Here is an 18,289-nt window from a genome sequence, read left to right as displayed (position 1 = left end):
TCGCGTGTCGTCCCGGCCGCGGGGGAGGGCTCCCGCGGCCGCGCGCACGCGCCCCGGCGTGGCCGCGGTGTCCGGGGAGTGGGCGGCTTGGCACTCCGCATCTCCGCGGCCCGGAGGCCCGGGCCGTCCCGCGCCGGCAGGTCGGGCCTGCCGGCGCGGTCGCGGTCCCCGGCGTCAGGCGAAGCGGACCGGCAGCCGGTGCGGACCCCGGACGAGAATCCCGTGCCGCCACGGCACCAGGTGCGGATCCGTGTCCAGCTCCAGCCGGGGGCAGCGCTCCAGCAGGCTGCGGATCGCGATCCGGGCCTCCATCCGGGCCAGCGGCGCGCCCAGACAGTGGTGGATGCCGTGACCGAAGGCGACGTGGCCCGCGGTGGGCCGGCGGATGTCGAAGCGGTCCGGGTCGTCGAAGCGTGTCCCGTCGCGGTTGGCGGCGTTGAGATCCACCATCACCGCCTCGCCGGGCGCGATGCGGTGCCCGCCCATGTCCAGCGGTTCGGTGGCGAAGCGGAACGTCGCGCTCTCGACCGCTCCGTCGTAGCGCAGCATCTCCTCCACGGCGCCTTCCAGCAACGAGAAGTCGGCGCGCAGCTCGGCGAGCTGGTCGGGGTGGCGCAGCAGCGCGCAGACACCGTTGCCGATGAGGTTGGTGGTGGTCTCGTGACCGGCGACGATCAGCAGGAACACGGTGCCCATCAGCTCGTCCGTCGTCAGCCGGTCGCCCTCCTCGTCGACGGTGAGCGCGCTCAGCAGGTCGGCTCCGGGACGGCGGCGCTTCTCGTCCACCAGCGCGGCGATGAAGCGCGCGGCGTCGGCGGCGGCGGCCCGGCGCTCCGCGGGGTCCTGGGCGGAGACGGCCGCGTCCGCCCAGCGGCGCACCTCCGCCTGGTCCAGGAAGGGCACGCCCAGCAGTTCGCAGATCACCGACATGGGCAGCGGGAAGGAGAAGGAGTCCACGAGGTCCGCCCGGCCGCCGGGCTCGGCGAGCATCTTGTCCAGCAGCTCGTCGGTGATCTCCTGGACCCGGGGGCGCAGCGCCTCGATCCGCCGCGGGGTGAACTCCCGCGCCACCAGCTTGCGCAGCCTGGTGTGCTGCGGCGGGTCGGAGTTCATCATGTGACTGCCCGACGGACTCTTGATGGGGAAGGACTCCGCGGCGTGCTTCCACTGCTTGGAGAGCCGGGGGTCGGTGAGCGCGGCGCGGGACTCGGCGTGGCCCACGACGAGCCAGACCTCGGCACCCTCGGGCATCCAGACCCGGTGTACCGGGCCCTGCGTCCGCAGCCGTTCGTAGACCGGGTAGGGATCCCTGGCGAAGTCGTCGCCCAGCGCGGCGAGATCGAGGGGCTTGTCACTGGCCAAGGTGTCTCCTCAGTGCAGGGATACGGAAGTACGGAGGGCCAGGAGGTCAGCCGAGGGAGCGGAGGAAACCGACCAGGGCGGCGTTGACGGCCTCGGGGCGTTCCTGCTGGACCCAGTGCCCGGCGCCCCGGACGATCACGGGCTCGTGGTGGTGCGGGGCCGGGCCGGACAGGGCGGGGACGATCTTGTCGTCGCCGGGGAAGGCCCGGTCGCGGTCGCCCACGACGAACAGCGCCGGCACCTCGATGCGGGCGTCCTGCCAGGCGGCGGTGAGCTCCCAGTTGCGGTCGAGGTTGCGGTACCAGTTGAGTCCTCCGGTGAAGCCGGAGCGCTCGAAGGCGGTCACGTACGCGGTGATGTCCTCCTCGGTCAGCCAGCCGGGCAGGGTCTCCGGGTCGGCCGCGAGGTCGAGGAATCCACCGCCCGGCGGCACCAGCGGCGGGGCCGGCGGCTGCTGCCGGTCACCGGAGGCGCCGTAGAGCAGACGGCGGAACGTGCGGTCCAGGTCCTTGCCGAACTCGGCCTCCGCGACGCCGGGTTCCTCGAAGTAGTTCCAGTAGAACCGGCCGCCGGTTCGCTCGCGCATGGCGCGCAGTGGGGGTACCGGGCCGCGGGACATCGGCAGGATGCTCAGTCCCGCCACCGCGCGCACCACGTCCGGCCGCAGCAGCGCGCTCTGCCAGGCGACCAAGGCGCCCCAGTCGTGACCGGCCACGACCGCCCGTTCCTCACCCAACGCCCGGATCAGCCCGACCACGTCCCCGGCCAGGTGCAGCACGGAGTACGCCTCCGGTGCCGCCGGGCGGTCACTGTCGCCGTAGCCGCGCTGGTCGGGCGCTACCACCCGGAATCCGGCCTCCGCCAGGGGCCGCAGCTGGTGGCGCCAGGCGTACCAGAACTCCGGGAAGCCGTGCAGCAGCAGGACGAGCGGTCCTTCTCCCTCCTCCACCAGGTGCAGTCGGAGTCCGTTGACCTCGACGGTCCGGTGCTGTGGCATGCGGTGCTCCTCTCGAAGGAATGCGGTGTCAGTCGGCCCGCGGGACCAGCGGGTCGCCGGTGCCCCCGGGAGCGGGACGGCGGGCCCGTCCGAGCAGCGCCGGCGCCAGGACCCGGGGCGCGCCCAGGGACGTCGTGGGACGGGCCAGTGCGATGACGTCCACCAGCGACCGCGCCACGGCCGGGTCGGTGACGGCGGTGCGCAGCACGCGGTCGGCGTAGGCGTTCTGCAGCCGGGTCGCCACCGAGGGGCGGGGGCCGATCACCGTGGGATGGCGCAGGTCGTCGCTGACCGAGAGCTCCCAGGCCGTGCGGGCGGCGCGGGAGGTCGCACGCTGCACCCGCCCGGCGACACCGGGGGCGTTGCCGTACCGGCGCAGGCCGTCGCGCAACGCGGCCACGCCGAACGCGGCGACCGTCATGCCGTGCGCGTGCGACGGGTTCAGGACGCAGGCGGCGTCACCGAGAACCACCAGCCCCTCCGGGTGCCGGGGCACGCGGTCGAACCGCAGCCGCCGGTTGGCCAGGCGGCGGAACCCGCGGACCGGCCCCTGCGGGACCGCTTCGGCGATCAGCTCCGCCAGCGCCGGATGGGGCAGGCGCTTGGCGAAGTCGAAAAACTCGTCCTCGCCGGTCGGCGGTTCGCTGCCGCGCATCCCGATCACCGTCGCCGTCCACAGGCCGTCCTGGATCGGCAGCAGCACGCCGCCCGTGGCTTGCCCGGTGACGTTGGCGATCATGACGATGCCCGGAGTGGCGCGGTGCGTCGCCGGGTCCGGCCGGAACAGCCGGGTGGCGTAGGCCGTGCCCGCATCGACCAGTTCGTGGGGGACGGCCGGCAGACCCAGGTCCTCCCACCACGACTCCAGCCGCGAGGAGCGGCCCGTGGCGGTCACCACGAAGTCCGCCTCGATCTCGGTGGTCCGGCCGGTTCCGCGGTCGACCACCCGGGCCCCGGACACCCGCGCGGAGTCGCCGAGCAGCGCCTCCACCTCGGTGTGCGCCAGCAGGCGGACCCGAGGATCGCGCAGCACGCGGCGGCGTACCACCCAGTCGAGCGGGTCGCGTCCGCACGACACCACGTACTCCTTGTGCCGCACGCGCGGCAGCCAGCCGCACTTGGTCAGGAAGGCCACTTCACCGGGGGCGCTCAGCAGGTGGGCACCGGCCTCGGACCAGGCCGCCAGGGTGCCGGGGAGCAGCTCCTCGACGGTCCGGGCGCCGGCTCCCATCAGCAGGTGGGAATGGCGGGCCTGGGGCACACCCCTGCGGGGGCCGGGCCCGTCGGGCGGGACGTCGCGTTCCACGACGGTGACGCGATCCACGTACGGGGTCAGGACGTGCGCCGCCAGCATGCCGGCGAATCCGCCGCCGAGGACGAGGCCGTGCCGACCGACTGTGTGTGAACCCCGGCGGGGCCGTGTCGGCATGCCGGTCTCCTCTCTCTGCGTGGTGGCTCGCGGTGAGCTCGGACGCGGCCCCGGGTCAGGGAGCCGGAGGTCGGCGGTGCCGTCCGGGGGGCGACCCCGCGACCGGACCGGCCAGCTCCAGCAGGCCGTCCGCCCGCCGCCGGGCCGCCACCGCCGACCGCAGCAGCGCGGGATGCGCGGCGGGAGGCGCGGTCCGCCCGGGACCGTGGATCGTGTCGAAGGGGAGGGCCGGTCCCTCCGCGCACAGTTCGCCCGTGCACCAGACGGGCACCGCGCGCTGGTCCCGGTCCAGCACGCGAACCCGGACGCCGGGGGCCGGCAGGCCGATCACTCTCTCGTCCAGCGTGCCGTCCTCCGCGGTGAGATCCCGTACGGCCCAGGGGAACGCGCCGCCGCCGGGAGCGAACTCCGCCCGCAGCGGCGTCGTCGGCAGCGCCGCGAAGTGCCGGGCGGCCAGCTCCGGCGGGACCGGGCCGCCGAGCAGCCGCACCAGTCGGGGGCGCGTCCGCAGTTCCGGCAGCCGCTCGGCGTACTCCTCGGGACTCGACACCACCACGGCGGCCCGCGCGGCCGCCGGCGCCGGAGCGCCTGGACGGGGCAGGCAGTGCAGGGTGCCGGCGAACGAGACCGCCCACCACAGGGCGGCCAGCGCGTGCGGGGTGCCCGGGGGGCCGCACACGACCACATGACGCACCGGCAGGCCGGCCGCGCGGGTGGCGCCGGTGAGCGCCAGGCGCCAGGCGGCGTGGTCGGCCAGTTGGCCGGTGAGCGGACCGCCCGCGCCGGACGCCAGGAGATGGGCGGCCTCGTGCGGCGCGGAACGGGGCAGGGTGTGCTCCCGGTGATGGGCCGCCGACAGCCTCAGGGTCAGGGGGTCGTCGAGGACCAGTACCCGTCGGCGGGGCCACCGGTCGCCGGTGGAGACACCGCACAGGACGACCCGCGCACCGGTGAGCGCGGCCACCGCCGTGAGCCGGCCCTCGGGCGCGCCGGGCGGTACGGGCACGCACACCCCTCCCGCCTTGAGCACCGCCAACTGCGCCACCAGGGAACGCCGGTGGTCGTCGCAGTGCACGATGACCGGATCCCCGAGCTGTACGCCGCCGCGCACCAGCAGGGAGCCGAGCCGGGCGGACTGCGCCTCGGCCCGCGCGTAGGTGAGGGGTCCCTGGTCGTCCTGCACGGCGATCGCACCGGGGCGGCGCAGGGCCGCCGTCGCGAAGACGCCGTCCAGGGTCAGGGCGGTCCTGGGCGGGAGGGTGGCTGGTCGCGGCCGGACCGTCACGTCGGACGTACGGTCGGCCACCGTCCGATCGGTGATCACGGTGCTTCCTCGGTGTCGGGGCCGCGTCCAGCTTCGCCGGAGGCTCTGGCGGATTTCTCGACGGCGCCGGGACGGGGCCCCGGCCAGGCGCTGTAGCCGCGCAGCCCGTACAGCAGCGGGCGCTGAACGCGTACCGGCGTGACCACGTCGACCTTGCCGAGCACCATGGTGTGGTCCCCGACCACCTGCGTACTGACCACGGAGCAGTCGGCGATCGTGTGGGACGAGAACGTGAGATGGGGGCCGGCTGCCCCGTCCTTTGCCTCCCACACGACCCGCTCGAAGCGGTCCGGGACGCCGGAGGCGAACAGTTCGGCCGTCGGCCGGGCCTGTTCGTGCAACAGGTTGACGGCGAACAGACCGCTTCCGGCCACGGCCTCCAGCGTGGGACTGCCGCACCGGAGGCAGACCAGCAGCACCGGCGGGTGGAGGGAGACACTGCACAGCGACGTGCAGGTCATGCCCCAGTTCGCGCCGTCGCGGGACACCGCGGTCACGACGGAGACCCCGGTGGGGAAGGCCGCCATGAGCGTGCGCAGGTCGGCGGGCTGGCCGGTGGGGGCGGTGAGGCCGGCCGGTTCGGTCGTCATGTCATGTCCTCTCGTATGCGCCGACGGATGCGGATGCGGAGGCCGTGGCCCACGGCGCCGGCCGGCACACCTCGTCGATCAGGACGGGGACGAAATCCGCGAACCCGTCGGCGAACAGACCGAAGTGGCCGCCGGCGAGCACGCGCGTCGCGAAGCTGCCCGTGGTGTGCCGTGCCCAGCCGGCCAGCGCCGCCGCCGGGGCGAGCGGGTCGTCGGCCGCGCCGAAGGCGGTCAGCGGTGCGGCCAGCGACCGTCCCCCCTCCTGCGGGCGGTAGCCCTCGAGTGCCCTCAGGTCGTTGCGGATCCGTTTCAGGAAGCGGTGGCGGATCTCGGGATAGGCGTCCAGCCGCTCGGGCAGGCCGCCCAACCGGGTCAGGGCGGCGGCCAGTTCCTCGTCCGGAACGCTCGGATCGAGCGGGGGCACCGGTACGGCGTCGTCCGGTGGGCGTCGCCCCGAAACGCCGACCCAGGCGACCGGGACGCCGCACTCCTCCAGGGCGCGGGCCGTCTCGAACGCCACCAACGCGCCCAGGCTGTGCCCGAACAGCGCGAGCGGTGTGCCGTCCGTCCACGTCGACAACTCCTGCGTCAGCGTCTTGACGGCCCCTTCGAGGTCCCAGGGCAGGGGATCGGCCCGCCCCGCGGCCCGTTCGGGCAGATCGACCAGCAGGGCGTCCCAGTCAGCCGGAAGCCCGCCGACGAGCGGGACGTACGCGGTCGCCGATCCGCCGGCGTGATGGCACACCGCCAGCCGCATGGCGGCGGTGTCCAGCCGGCGGGGCCGCAGGATCGCGGTCATGCGCCGACCACCTGCGCCGACTCGCCCGTGGACACGGCGATGTCGTCGGCCAGGCGTTCCCACAGCTCGGCGAGCGGCAGATCGAGCGGCAGGTCGGCGGGCGACAGACCCACCGGGTAGTTCTCCTCGACCCGGGTGATGAACACCGTGGCCGTGAACGAGTCCCCGCCGGAGTCCAGGAACGACTGCGCGGGGTCCAGCGGATCCGGGGCCTGCAGCACATCGGTGAGCAGGTCCCGCAGGTACGAGCGGACGGCCGCCCGGTCGTGCGGCTCGGGCAGCGCGGTCCGCGGCCCGGTGTCCTCCTCGGACGCTTCGCCCCGTACACCCGTCACCGGTTCGTCCACCCAGTACCGCCGGTGCGCGAAGGGGTAGGTCGGCAGATCGCCGAGGACACGTGCCGACGGACCGCGCAGCGCGTCGAAGCGGAGGTCGGCGCCGGCCGTGAAGAGGGCGGCCAGCAACCGCAGGAATTGGGCGGGTGCGTCGCCGTCGGCCGCCGGCAGCGGGTGGGACTCCTCGTCCGCGGCGCCCCAGTGCACCGAGGCCCCGGCCCCGGCCGTGGGCGGACCGGCCTCCGGGGAGCCGCGCAGCCCCAGCCGGGCGAGCATCCGGCAGAGCTCCTCAGCGGGGTCCGCGACGGCGGCCCCCGCCTCGTCGGCAAGCCCGGGGAACGCGGTGGTCAGCCCGGCGAGCGCCGGGACCAGGTGGTCGGCGTCGGCCGCGACCCGGACGGTGACCGACCGGATCACCTCGGCCGGCCCCGCCGCCCGGGGCGCGCCCTCCGCCCGCAGCAGCGCCCCCGCCAGCTCGTCGGCGCTCGCCCCGACCACCGCTAGGCGCCGGGCGAAGGGGGCACGTCCGCTGCGCAGGGTGTGGCACAGCGACGGCAGGTCCGCCGCAGGCAGGCGCAGCAGGCGTTCCCTCACCCGCGCGGACAGCGTGGCCAGCGCGTGCTCGTCCCGGGCCGACATCGTCAGCAGCTCGGCCCCGGCGCCCGGCGGGACGTCGACGGCCGCCCGGGCCGCCCCCCGGGGCTCCGCCTCCAGCACCACGTGCACGTTGGTGCCGCTCATGCCGAACGAGTTGACCCCCGCGATCCTGCGGGGCAGTTCCTCCGGCCAGGGCGCGCCGCGCGACGGCACCCGGAACGGCAGGTCCTGCCACGGGATGTGGGGGTTCAGCTCGCCGTCGGCCTCGTCGCGCGCGGCCGGGATCTCCCCGTGCAGCAGCATGAGCACGGTCTTGGCGACCGCGGCGATCCCGGAGGCGGCCTCCAGATGCCCCAGACGGGACTTGACGCTGCCCAGCGACAGCGGGACTGCCCGGTCGCGCACGGCCTCACCGAGGACGCCGGCCAGGGCCCCGATCTCGATCGGGTCGCCCAGGACGGTCCCGGTGCCGTGCGCCTCGATCCAGCCCAGGTCCCGCGGGTCCACCCGGGCGTCGTCCAGCGCGGCCCGGACGACCTCCTGCTGCGCGGCACCGTTGGGCGCGGTCAGCCCGGAGGACGCGCCGTCGTGGTTGACCGCGGTGCCGCGGATCACCGCCAGCACCGGCCGTCGCTCGTGGAGCGCCTCGTCCAGCCGCATCAGGGCCAGCGCGCCGACGCCCTCACCGCGTCCGTAGCCGTCGGCGGAGGCCAGGAAGGACTTGGAGCGGCCCTCGGGGGACAGGGCCCGGGTCTGGCACAGGGAGACCATCAAGTTGGCCGACAGCAGCAGGTTGGCGCCGCAGGCCAGGGCGTAGCGGCACTCGCCGGCGCGCAGCGCGCGCACCGCCAGGTGGAGTGCGGACAGGGCGGACGAGCAGGCGGTGTCCACACTGACCACCGGACCCGAGAAGCCCATCGCGTACGCGATCCGGCCGGCCCCGAAGCACAGACCGCCGCCCGTCGTGTAGTAGGGGTCGATGCGTGTGGCGTCCGCCCGGTCCTCCAGGCGTTCGGTGTACTCGGACGCCATGATCCCGAGGTAGACGCCGACGTTCAACCGGTCGGCGCGCCGTACGGCGATGCCGGCGCGTTCCAGCGCCTCCCAGGCCGTCTCCAGCAGCAGCCGCTGCTGCGGGTCCAGCAGGCGGGCCTCACGGGTGGAGATGCCGAAGAACTCGGCGTCGAAACCGGCGACGTCCGACAGGAACCCGGCCCGGCCGACGTACGACCGGCCCGGCCTGCCCGGCGTCGGGTCGTGCACGGCGCGCAGCCCCGGCCGCTCCGCCGGCAGCCCGGACAGCGCCGTGCCGCCGGCGCGCAGGAAGTCCCAGTAGGCCTCGGGGGAGTCGAGGTCGCCGTCGCCCCGCCCGGAGGGCAGCCGCAGCCCCATGCCGACCACGGCGACGGGGGCGTGCCGTTCCTCCTCCAGCTCGTCGACCCGGGCGCGAAGCCTTCGGGACAGACGGAGCTGTTCCTCCATCAGGGCGCGTATCTGTGCGGGATCCACGGTGTCCGGCCTCATTTCTTCGTTCCTGCGTCCGCCGGCAGGTCCGTCCGGACGCCGGTGTCGTCCTCTTTCGCGGCCACGACGTCCGCCCGGACGGCGTCCAGGAGTTCGTCGAAGGACAGGTCCTCCAGCGTGTCGCCGGGCCCGGCGGGTGCGGGCCGTGCCCGCGAGTGCGACGGCGGGGCGTCCGGGTCACCCGGGTACAGCAGGCCCAAGGCGTACCCGGCGAGCTTGGAGACGCTGGGGTGGTCGAAGGCGACGGTCGCGGGCAGTGCGCGGTCCAGCGCCCGGGCCAGCCGGTCCCTCAGGTCGATGGCCATGATGGAGTCGACGCCCATGTCGCCGAGGCCCAGCTCGTCGTCGACGGGCGCGTCGTCGCCGAGCACCTCCCCGATCATCGACCTGAGGGTCCATACCAGGAGCTCCTCGCGGCCGGCGCCGTCCAGGGCGTCGAGCGCCGACCCGAGCCATCCCGGCTCGGGCACGGCCCCGTCGGCCGCGGGTCGCCGTGGCGGCGGTGCGAGGAGCGCCGCCATCGGATGGCCGGCCGGAGCGCTGCCGCCGGCCTGCGCGTCCCATGCCACCGCGACGAACCGTGCGTGCCGCGCCCCCAGGGCGAGGCCCAGCAGTTCCTCGGCCTCCTCGTCGGACAACGGGCTGATGCCGAGCCGGCCGATGGCCCGTCGGGTGGCCTCGGTCGCGGCCAGACCACCCTTGCCGCGCGGCGCCCACGGTCCCCAGTCGACGCTGGTCGCGGGGACCCCGCGGGCGCGGAGCCACTCCGCCAGGCCGGCGAGGAAGCCGTTGGCGGCCGCGTAGTTGGTCTGGCCGGCCGACCCCAGCACCGCCGAGGCCGACGAGAAGAGCACGAAGGCGTCCGGCCGGTGGCCGCGCAGCGCCCGGGCCAGCTCCACGGCGCCCCGCGCCTTCGCGGCGAACACCGCCTCGAAGGAGGCGGAGGTCTGCCGTTCGAAGGCGCGGTCCTCGCTGGTTCCCGCCAGATGCAGCACCGTACGCAGCGGGAGGTGCCGCGTCGCGGCCGTCACCGCCGCCCGGCAGGCGCCGGGGTCGGTGACGTCGCCGCGGACCACCTCCACCCGCGTGCCCCGGGCGGTCAGCTCGTCGATGACGGCCCGCGCGGCGGAGTCCGGGGCCGACCGGCCCATCAGGGTGATGGCGCGAACGCCCCGGCGGGCCAGGAACACGGCGCTGCTCAGACCCAGCGCACCCAGCCCACCGGTGATCAGCGCCGCGCCGTTTGGCGCGCCGCCGGACCCGACGGGTCCCGCGTCGGCGGGACAGGGTGTCAGCCGGGCGCGGTGCACCGTACCGCCACCGACCCGCACCAGGGCCCCGGCCGCCGGCGTACCCACCTGGCCGGCGAGCACGCCGACCAGCTCCGGGGCGGTCCAGCCGTCGGCGAGGACCGCCCGCACCAGCGGGCGTCCGGGCTGCTCGGCCGCCAGCGAGGCGACCAGCCCGAACAGGGCGTCGCGGACCGGCGCGCCGTCCACCGCCCGGTCCTGCGCGGTCACCGGTCCGCCGGCGACGCGGTCTGACGCAGGGGTCTGCGTGCCGAGCACCGCGTAGGGGACGCCGGCCGGTACGGCACGCAGCGAGGCCGCCAGTCGCTCGACCGCCGTCAGGGCGGCGTCCGCGAGCGACCCGGCGCCGTCGTCCGTGGCCGGCGGGGCGCAGAAGCGGGCGTCGACCACGAGTTCGGTGTCCGGCCCTGCGGGTTCGTTCCCGGCCGCCGCCAGCACGCGGTGTCCCTGCGCGGTGAACGCGTCGCACAGCAGGCGCCCGGTGTCGCCCTCGGCCCCGAGCACGCTCACCGTCAGTGCGCGGGCGGCGCCCTCCGGGACACGCTCGTCCGGGACCCAGGTGAGCGCGTAGGCGTGCCGCACCCCTTGGCGCAGGGAACGTTCCAGGAGGGCGCGGGGCGCCGGTCGGAACCGGAAGTCCTCCACCGCCAGCACGGTCGAACCGGCCCCGTCGTACAGGTGCAGGTCCACGGCCTCCACCTGCTGGAATCCGGTGCCGGTGCCCCGGCGTACCGCCCGCACGTGGCCCCACAGCGGCCCGCTCCGCCCGGGCCGGCCGGGGAAGGCCAGCCGCGCGGCGGCGAACGGGATGGACAGCTGTTCGGCCTGCGCCGCGGTGGCGCCGTCGACCGCGAAGACCACCGCGCTCTGCAGGCACGAGTCCAGCAGCCCCGGGTGGATCTCGTAGCCCGTGGGGTCCTCGTTCATCTCCCGCGGCTCGGCGAACCGCACCAGTGCCTCGTCACCCCGGATCCAGGCTTCCGCGATCCACCGGAAGGACGGGCCGAGGTGGTAGCCCAGGGAGCGCAGATGGGAGTAGAAGCCCGAGCCGCTCAGCCGGCGCTCCGCGGCCGCGGTGAACGCGGCGTGGTCGGGTACCGGCCGGCCCGCGTCCGGACGGCCGGGTACGATCCGCGCCGTCAGATGCTCCTGCCAGCGATCCTGTACGGGGTCGAGCAGACTCTGCACGCTCACCGTGCGCGGGCCCTTCGGCTCTCGCGTCTCGATGACCTGGAGCGGGTAGCGCTCCCCGTCGTGCAGCACGAGCGCGCGCGGGAAGTGCAGGTCCTCCAGGGTGACCGGCACGCCCCCGGCCCCCAGAGCGGACAGGACGGTGGCGGTCTGGGACGCGCCGGGCACCGAAACCGTGCCGAACAGCCGGTGGTCGGTCAGGTGGGGCGGGTACACCGTGCTGCGCTCGGTGCTGAAGACCCGGCCCCGCAGCGCGGGGGAGCGCAGTTCGGTACCCCAGGCGGGAACGCCGGGCACCGGTGCGGCCACCGCTGCGGGCGAGGGCGCGGACGGGACCGGCGGCGTCCAGTGACGGGTGGCGGCGAAGGGGTAGCGCGGTGCCTCGCCCCGCGGTCGGCGACCGGGCGGGTACACCCGGTCCCACACCAGGTCCTGACCGTGTTCGTACAGAGACTTGGCGGCGGTCAGCAGGGAGGCGCGGTCGGCCGCGCCACGCCGCAGCGAGGCCGCGAGTCCCCCGCCGGGCAGCAGCCCGCCGGCCCGGACGAGGTTGACCAGGGTGCGGTCCGGGCCGATCTCCACGCACAGGTCCACCCCGAGACCGGCCAGCTCCCGCACACCGTCGTGGAAGCGCACCGGGCTGCGGGCGTGCCGCGACCAGTACTCCGCGTCGTACGTTTCCGCCCCGGCGAGCCGGCCCGTCACGTTCGACACGATCGGCAGCTGCGCCGGGCCGAACTCGAGGGTCCGCGCCCGTTCCGCCAGCGCGGGCAGCGCCGGTTCGAGCAGCCGGGAGTGGAAAGCGTGCGACACCGTCAGCTCACGCACCCGGACCCCCCGCTCCTTGAGGTCGGCCGCGAGCGCCGAGACCGGTTCCGGGGGCCCGGACACCACGGCCGCCTCGGGACCGTTGACCGCGGCGAGGTCCAGGCCCCGGGCGTCGGCCCACTCCCGCACCCGCTCCTCGGGTGCGGCCACGGCGAGCATGGCCCCGCGTTCGGTGCCCTGCATCAGCCCGGCGCGGTGGACGATCAGTTCGAGCCCGGCCGTCCGGTCCATCACCCCGGCGCACACCGCCGCCGCTATCTCACCGACGCTGTGCCCCATGACCAGCGCCGGCGTCACGCCCCACGACTCCCACAGTGCGGCGAGGGCGAGTTCGAGGGCGACCAGGGCGGGCTGGGTCACCCGGGTCTCGTCGACCGCCGTGCGGTCCGGGCCGTACAGCGCCAGCTCCGTCAGCGACGCGCCGAGCACCGGGGCCACCGCGCGGTCGCAGGCGTCGAAGACCTCCCGGAACACCGGTTCCGTCTCGTACAGTTCGCGGCCCATGCCGTGGTACTGGCTGCCCTGGCCGGAGAAGAGGAAGGCGACCCGGGGCGGGCGCACCGGCCGGGTCGGGGACGGTTCACCGCGCAGCGCGGTCAGCAGCTGCTCCCGGTCGCGTCCGAACAGCGCCCGCCGGTACGGGAAGTGGGCGCGCCCCGTGGCCGCGGTGGCCGCCGCCGGGGCCGGCGCCTCGTGCGGCGCCCCGGCCAGCCACCGCTCCCAGGCCCCGCCGAGGCGTTGCAGTCCCTCGGGGTCCGGGGCCGAGAGCGGCAGCAGCAGCGGCTCGGGACGCGGGTCCGCGGGCTCCCGAAGGCCGGACGGAGCGTCGTCCGGGGCTTCGCTGAGCAGCACGTGGGCATTGGTGCCGGTGAAACCGAAGCCGGAAACCCCGGCGATCCTCGGTCCGGCGCCGGAGCCGGCACGCCAGGCCAGTGGGGCGTCCGCCACCCGGATGTTCATGTCGGCCCACGGGACCTGCGGATTCGGCGTGTCGAAGTGCAGGTTGGCCGGGATCGTTCCGTGCCGCAGCGCCAGCACCGTCTTGATGACGCCGACGACGCCCGCGGCCGACTCGCAGTGACCGACGTTGGACTTGACCGAGCCGACGTGCAGCGGCTCTCCGGGGCGGCGGCCCGGCCCCAGCGCCCTCCAGGCGGCGCGCAGTTCGATCGGGTCGCCCAGCGCCGTCCCGGTGCCGTGGGCCTCCAGGTAGGACACCTGGGCGCCCTCGACGCCCGCGTCGGCAAGGGCCGCGGTCAGCATCTCCTCCTGGGCCCGGCCGTTGGGCGCGGTCAGTCCCGAGGACGCCCCGTCCTGGTTGACGGCACTGCCGCGGATCAGCGCCAGGACGCGGTCGCCGTCACGGCGGGCGTCGGCCAGCCGCTTCAGCACCACGACCCCGCACGCCTCCGAGCGGACGAACCCGTTGGCGCCGGCGGAGAAGGTACGGCAGCGCCCGTCCGGCGAGAGCATGTGGGCGCGGCTGACCGCCACCGACGAGGCCGGATCGAGCAGGAGGTTGACGCCGCCGGCCAGCACGGCGTCGGTCTCACCGGCGCGCAGCGACCGGACCGCCAGGTGCAGCGTCACCAGCGACGACGAGCAGGCGGTGTCCACCGCCATCGCCGGGCCGCGCAGTCCCAGCGTGAAGGCGAGGCGTCCCGCGGTCGCGTTGAGGGCGGTGCCCGTGCCGTAGTACGCGTCCACCCGTTCGGCACCGCCCCGCGCCAGCAGCCGGGCGTAGTCCGCGTAACTGACGCCGATGAAGACACCCGTGCGTGAGCCCTTGAGGCTGCGGGGATCGATGCGGGCGTCCTCCAGGGCGTGCCAGGCCGACTCCAGCAGCAGCCGTTGCTGCGGGTCGAGGTGCTCGGCCTCGCGGGCCGGGATGCCGAAGAAGGAGGCGTCGAACCGGTCGACGTCGCGCAGGAACCCGCCCTGGTCGGTGGTGATCGGCGGACCGTCCCCGTCCGCCCGGCCCGTCGGGTCACCGCGGTGGTGGACCCGGCGGTCCTCCGGAACCGGCCCCACCCCGTCGCGGCCCTCGCACAGCAGCTCCCACAGCTCCTCCACGGAGTCGGCCTGCGGGAAACGGCCCGCCATGCCGACGACGGCGACGGGCTCGCCGACTGCGGGGACGGGAGCGGGAGCCGGCGTCGGTACCGGCGTCACGGCGGCGGGTGTCCCGTCGGGGCCGCGTACGGGTCCGGGGGCGGGGTCCGGCGGCGGCGCCACGGGGGAGGGTGCGGGGGCGCCGGTCCCTTCCGGCCGCAACCGCCGCAACAGGAACGCAGCGAGTTCGGCCGCCGTCGGATGGTCGAAGACGTCCGCCGCCTGCACTTCCGTACCGAAGGCGAGCGACAGTCGGACGCCGAGGTCCACGGCCATGATCGAGTCCAGCCCGAGGTCGAGGAACCCGACGTCGGCGCGGATCGCGGCGGGATCGGCGTGACCCAGCTGCGCGGCGAGAAGCCGCAGCACGTGGGAGCGGACGGCGTCCGGCAGGGCCTTCGGGGCCAGTTCCGCCAGCTCGGCCACGACGGACGGCTCGTTCCCCGGAGCGCCCGCGTCGGTGCCACCGCCCGCGTCGGTGCTCTCGGCGAACAGGCCGCGGGGCCGCAGCCCCGACAGCACACCGGCCAGCCGGGGCAGGTCGAGCGGGCAGGCCACCACGTGCGCCGCGGGCGACGACGCCGTCGCGGTCAGTGCGGAACGGCCGGCCTCGGGAGTGAGGGCGCCCACCCCCAGGCGCGCGAACCGCTCCAGCGAGGCGTCGTCGGCCATACCCGCTCCGGCGAGCGCCCAGGGGCCGTAGGCCAGGCTCACCGCGGGCAGGCCGAGGCCGGCGCGGTGGGCCGCGAGCGCGTCGAGAGCACCGTTGGCCGCGGAGTAGGCCGCGCAGTGCTCGGTGCCCCACACCGCTGACACCGAGGAGACCAGGACGAAGAAGTCCAGCGCCCGTTGCGCGAACGCGAGGTGCAGCCACCACGCGGTTCCGGCCTTCGCCCGCAGCGCGTCGGCGAAGTCCTCGGCCGTCAGGTCCTCGGCCGGGCCCTTGCGCAGGGTGCCGGCGGCGTGGACGACCCCGGCCACCGGTGGCAGGGGGGCGAGCACCGCGTCGAGCGCCGTGACCGCCTCGGGCGTGTCACAGCCGCCGTCCCGGTGGACGACCTCCACCCCGGCACCGCGCAGTGCGGCCAGCAGCGCCGTCGCCTCCGCCGGGAGGTCCGCCTCGGCCCGCCTGCCGACGAGCACCAGGTGCCGTGCCCCGCGAGCGACCAGCTCGGCCGTCAACTCCCGCCCGACCGAGCCGAGCCCGCCCGTGACGAGGTAGGTGGCGTCGCCGCGCACCGGCAGCCGGGGACGGTGGCCGGGTGCGGCGCGCAGCCGCGCCACGTGCACCGTGCCCGCACGCACCGCCGCCGTGTCCTCGACGACCGCCCCGGCGACGGCGCCCGCCCGGGACCGCGCCGCGGTGAAGCTCAGGACCGCGCGCAGATCCCGCGGGCCCGGGTCGGTCGGCAGGTCGACCGTGCCTCCCCACACGGCGCCCAGTTCCAGACCGAGGACCGGGGCGAGGCCGTGCAGCGGCCCGTGGCCGGTCAGGGCGGTCCGGTCGGACGGGTCGACACGCAGCACTCCGCGGGTCAGTACGTAGGCGCGGCGCCCTGCGCCGGTCCGGGCCAGCGCGCCGACGGCGCAGGTCACGGCGGCGCAGACCCGTGCGGTCGCGGCGACGGGGCCGGACTCCGCGAGCACCTCGGCCGGTGTGCCCGACAAGGCCGGTGCCTTCGGCACCAGCAGCAGGGAGGCGGGCGCGTCGGCCGGGTCCGCCGCCGTCGCCCAGTACGCCGCCCACTCCGCGGCGTCGCGGGGCAGCGGGGCCCAGCTCCAGCCCGCCGGCACCTGCACCGGCGCCGGGGCGAGGACCGTGCCGCGCACCCCGAGCGCCGCCGCCTCGGCCACCAGCGCGCGCCGCAACGCCTCGTCGTCGCCGGCGACGACGATCCCGGCGTCGAGGTCCGGGCCGGTCGGCCCGGAAGGCTCCCACACCACCTCGTGCGCCACGGGCAGGCTGCCGGGCGCCGCGGGGGCGGTGGAGGCCAAGGCTCCCGGGAGCCGCTCGGGGGCGTGCCGCTGCCGTTGCCAAGGGTAGGCCGGCAGGTCCGCGACCTGCCGGGGCGGCACGGCGGGGCCGTTCGCCGCCTCGTCCGTCCCGCCGCCGGCCGCCCCGGGGGTGTCACCGGCGGCGGCGCCCGTGCCGGACCGGGCCGGGCCGGTCTCGCCGAGCACGACGTCCGGGTGCGGCTCAGCGGCCGCGAGGGCGCGCAGGGCGGCCCTCGCCCCGTCCGCGTCCGAGGCGGTGACGCGGGCGCTTGCCGGATGCCGGGTCCGTCCGTGTGTCACGGTGCGGGCGAATGCCGCGTACGCCGCCGGGTCGTCGCGCCGGTCGCCGTCGGCGAGATGGTCGGCGTAGCGGGCGGCCAGCTCGCGCAGTGCGCCGCCGGTCCGGGCCGACACGGTGAATCCGGTGACCGGAACCTCGGGCGCCGACGCCGGATCCGGCGCCGGGCCGAGCACCGCGTGGGCGTTGGTGCCGCTCATGCCGAACGAGCTGACGGCCGCGTATCGGCCGGCCTCTTCCGGCCAGGGGCGCAGCCGATCGGGCACCGTGATCCCGGTTCCCGACAGGTCGATGCGCGGGTTGAGGGTGCGGAAGTGGACCAGTGGCGGCACTTCGCGCCGGCGCAGACACAGCACGGCCTTGACCAGGCCCGCCACCCCGGCCGCGCTCTCCAGGTGGCCGAAGTTGGTCTTCACCGCGCCGACGGGCAGCGGAGCACCGCCGTTGCGGCGTCCCAGGGCGGTGGCCAGCGCCTCCATCTCGATCGGGTCGCCCAGCGCGGTTCCCGTGCCGTGGGTCTCGACGTAGCCGATGTCTCGCGGCTCCAGCCCGGACCGGGCGAGGGCGGTCTCGATCAGCGAGACCTGGGACAGCACGTTGGGAGCGGTGAACCCGCCGGCCCGGCCGTCCTGGTTGACAGCCGTGCCGTGCAGGACGGCGTGCACCCGGTCGCCGTCCCGTACGGCGTGGTCCAGCCGCTTGAGGACGAGGACCCCGCACCCCTCGCCGCGGACGAACCCGTTGGCACGGGCGTCGAAGGTGCGGCACAGGCCGTCGGGGGACAGCGAACGGGTCTCGTGCACCAGGCGCATCGACCGCGGGGACATGATGAGGTTGGTGCCCGCGGCGAACGCGATCTCGCACTCGCCTCGGCGCAGGGCCTGCGCCGCCAGGTGCACCGCGACGAGCGAGGACGAGCAGGCCGTGTCCACCGCCACCGCCGGGCCCCGCAGGCCCAAGGCGTGGGCGACGCGGCCCGCCGCGAAGTTGTGCCCGTTGCCGGTGGTGGCGTAGGCGTCGGGTTCCGCCTCCAGCCACTCCCGGTAGTCCTGCCACATGATGCCGAGGTACACCCCGGCCGAGATCCTCCCGAGCGCGGTGTCGGTGATGCCGGCGTTCTCCAGGGCCTCCCAGGTCACCTCCAGCAGGAGCCGTTGCTGGGGGTCGAGGTGGCGCGCCTCGCGCGGGCTGATGCCGAAGAAGTCGGCGTCGAAGCCGAGCACGTCGCCGCGCAGGAAGCCACCTCGCTGGGGCAGGCCGTCCCAGGCCCCGGCGAACGGGCCCCTGCGCTCTTGGGGCAGCCGGCCGACCAGGTCGCGGGCGTCCGCCAGCGCGTCCCAGTAGCCGCCGAGCGTGTCGATGCCGCCGGGCAGGCGCAGCCCGATGCCGACCACGGCGATCGGCTGCGAGCCCTCCTGCTCCTCCAGCCGCTCGCGCAGCGTCCGGATGGTGTTCAGGGCGCGGGTCAGCGGGGTCTGTTTTCCGGTGCCGGACCGCTCCGGCTCTCCGGATGTGCTGGTGATGGTGTCCTGAGCCATGAACCGGTTTCCTCGCGATCGGATCCGACGGGTGTGGTCAGGGACTGCCCGGCCAGAGCG

The 18,289-nt window shown here is 75.7% G+C and carries 8 protein-coding genes; all 8 read right to left on the bottom strand.

From position 1 onward, the window contains the following. Positions 1-174: 174 nt before the first annotated feature. From EV562_RS03430 to EV562_RS03395, 8 genes are read right to left on the bottom strand one after another with little or no spacing between them, the layout of a single operon-like run. Positions 175-1,362, bottom strand: coding sequence for a cytochrome P450 (locus tag EV562_RS03430; protein WP_133885117.1), 1,188 nt, complete (start codon positions 1,360-1,362; stop codon positions 175-177). Positions 1,363-1,408: 46 nt separating this feature from the next. Next, the gene (locus EV562_RS03425) at positions 1,409-2,359 is read right to left on the bottom strand and encodes an alpha/beta hydrolase (RefSeq protein ID WP_133885116.1); all 951 of its coding nucleotides are present in this window, start codon (positions 2,357-2,359) and stop codon (positions 1,409-1,411) included. 28 nt (positions 2,360-2,387) lie between these two features. Then, the gene (locus EV562_RS03420) at positions 2,388-3,788 is read right to left on the bottom strand and encodes an FAD-dependent monooxygenase (protein ID WP_133885115.1); all 1,401 of its coding nucleotides are present in this window, start codon (positions 3,786-3,788) and stop codon (positions 2,388-2,390) included. A gap of 55 nt (positions 3,789-3,843) precedes the next feature. Further along, positions 3,844-5,112: an AMP-binding protein gene (locus EV562_RS03415; RefSeq protein WP_166661539.1), complete on the bottom strand. Its 1,269-nt coding sequence runs from the start codon at positions 5,110-5,112 to the stop codon at positions 3,844-3,846. Next, positions 5,109-5,702 carry a flavin reductase family protein gene (locus tag EV562_RS03410; RefSeq protein ID WP_133885113.1) on the bottom strand — a complete coding sequence of 198 codons (594 nt, stop codon included), beginning with the start codon at positions 5,700-5,702 and terminating at the stop codon, positions 5,109-5,111. Before EV562_RS03410 ends, EV562_RS03415 begins: the two co-directional genes overlap by 4 nt. Before the next feature lies 1 nt (position 5,703). After that, a complete protein-coding gene (locus EV562_RS03405) occupies positions 5,704-6,501 on the bottom strand; it encodes an alpha/beta fold hydrolase (RefSeq protein ID WP_133885112.1) in 798 nt (265 codons plus the stop codon). Next, a complete protein-coding gene (locus tag EV562_RS03400; protein ID WP_208298275.1) occupies positions 6,498-8,957 on the bottom strand; it encodes a type I polyketide synthase in 2,460 nt (819 codons plus the stop codon). Before EV562_RS03400 ends, EV562_RS03405 begins: the two co-directional genes overlap by 4 nt. Further along, entirely contained in the window at positions 8,954-18,229 is a 9,276-nt protein-coding gene (locus EV562_RS03395) for a type I polyketide synthase (protein WP_133885111.1), read from the bottom strand. Before EV562_RS03395 ends, EV562_RS03400 begins: the two co-directional genes overlap by 4 nt. Positions 18,230-18,289: the final 60 nt, after the last annotated feature.

It is taken from the genome of Streptomyces sp. BK208, assembly GCF_004364245.1.
Classification (GTDB): Bacteria; Actinomycetota; Actinomycetes; order Streptomycetales; family Streptomycetaceae; genus Streptomyces.
The sequence above is the reverse complement of the archived record's forward strand: the minus strand, read 5'-3'. Positions and strand labels throughout refer to the sequence as shown.

Coding starts and splice junctions, on each gene's coding strand:
- EV562_RS03425 (WP_133885116.1), bottom strand. CDS start 2,359: ATGCCACAGCACCGGACCGTCGAGGTCAACGGACTCCGACTGCACCTG.
- EV562_RS03420 (WP_133885115.1), bottom strand. CDS start 3,788: ATGCCGACACGGCCCCGCCGGGGTTCACACACAGTCGGTCGGCACGGC.
- EV562_RS03410 (WP_133885113.1), bottom strand. CDS start 5,702: ATGACGACCGAACCGGCCGGCCTCACCGCCCCCACCGGCCAGCCCGCC.
- EV562_RS03395 (WP_133885111.1), bottom strand. CDS start 18,229: ATGGCTCAGGACACCATCACCAGCACATCCGGAGAGCCGGAGCGGTCC.
- EV562_RS03400 (WP_208298275.1), bottom strand. CDS start 8,957: ATGAGGCCGGACACCGTGGATCCCGCACAGATACGCGCCCTGATGGAG.
- EV562_RS03405 (WP_133885112.1), bottom strand. CDS start 6,501: ATGACCGCGATCCTGCGGCCCCGCCGGCTGGACACCGCCGCCATGCGG.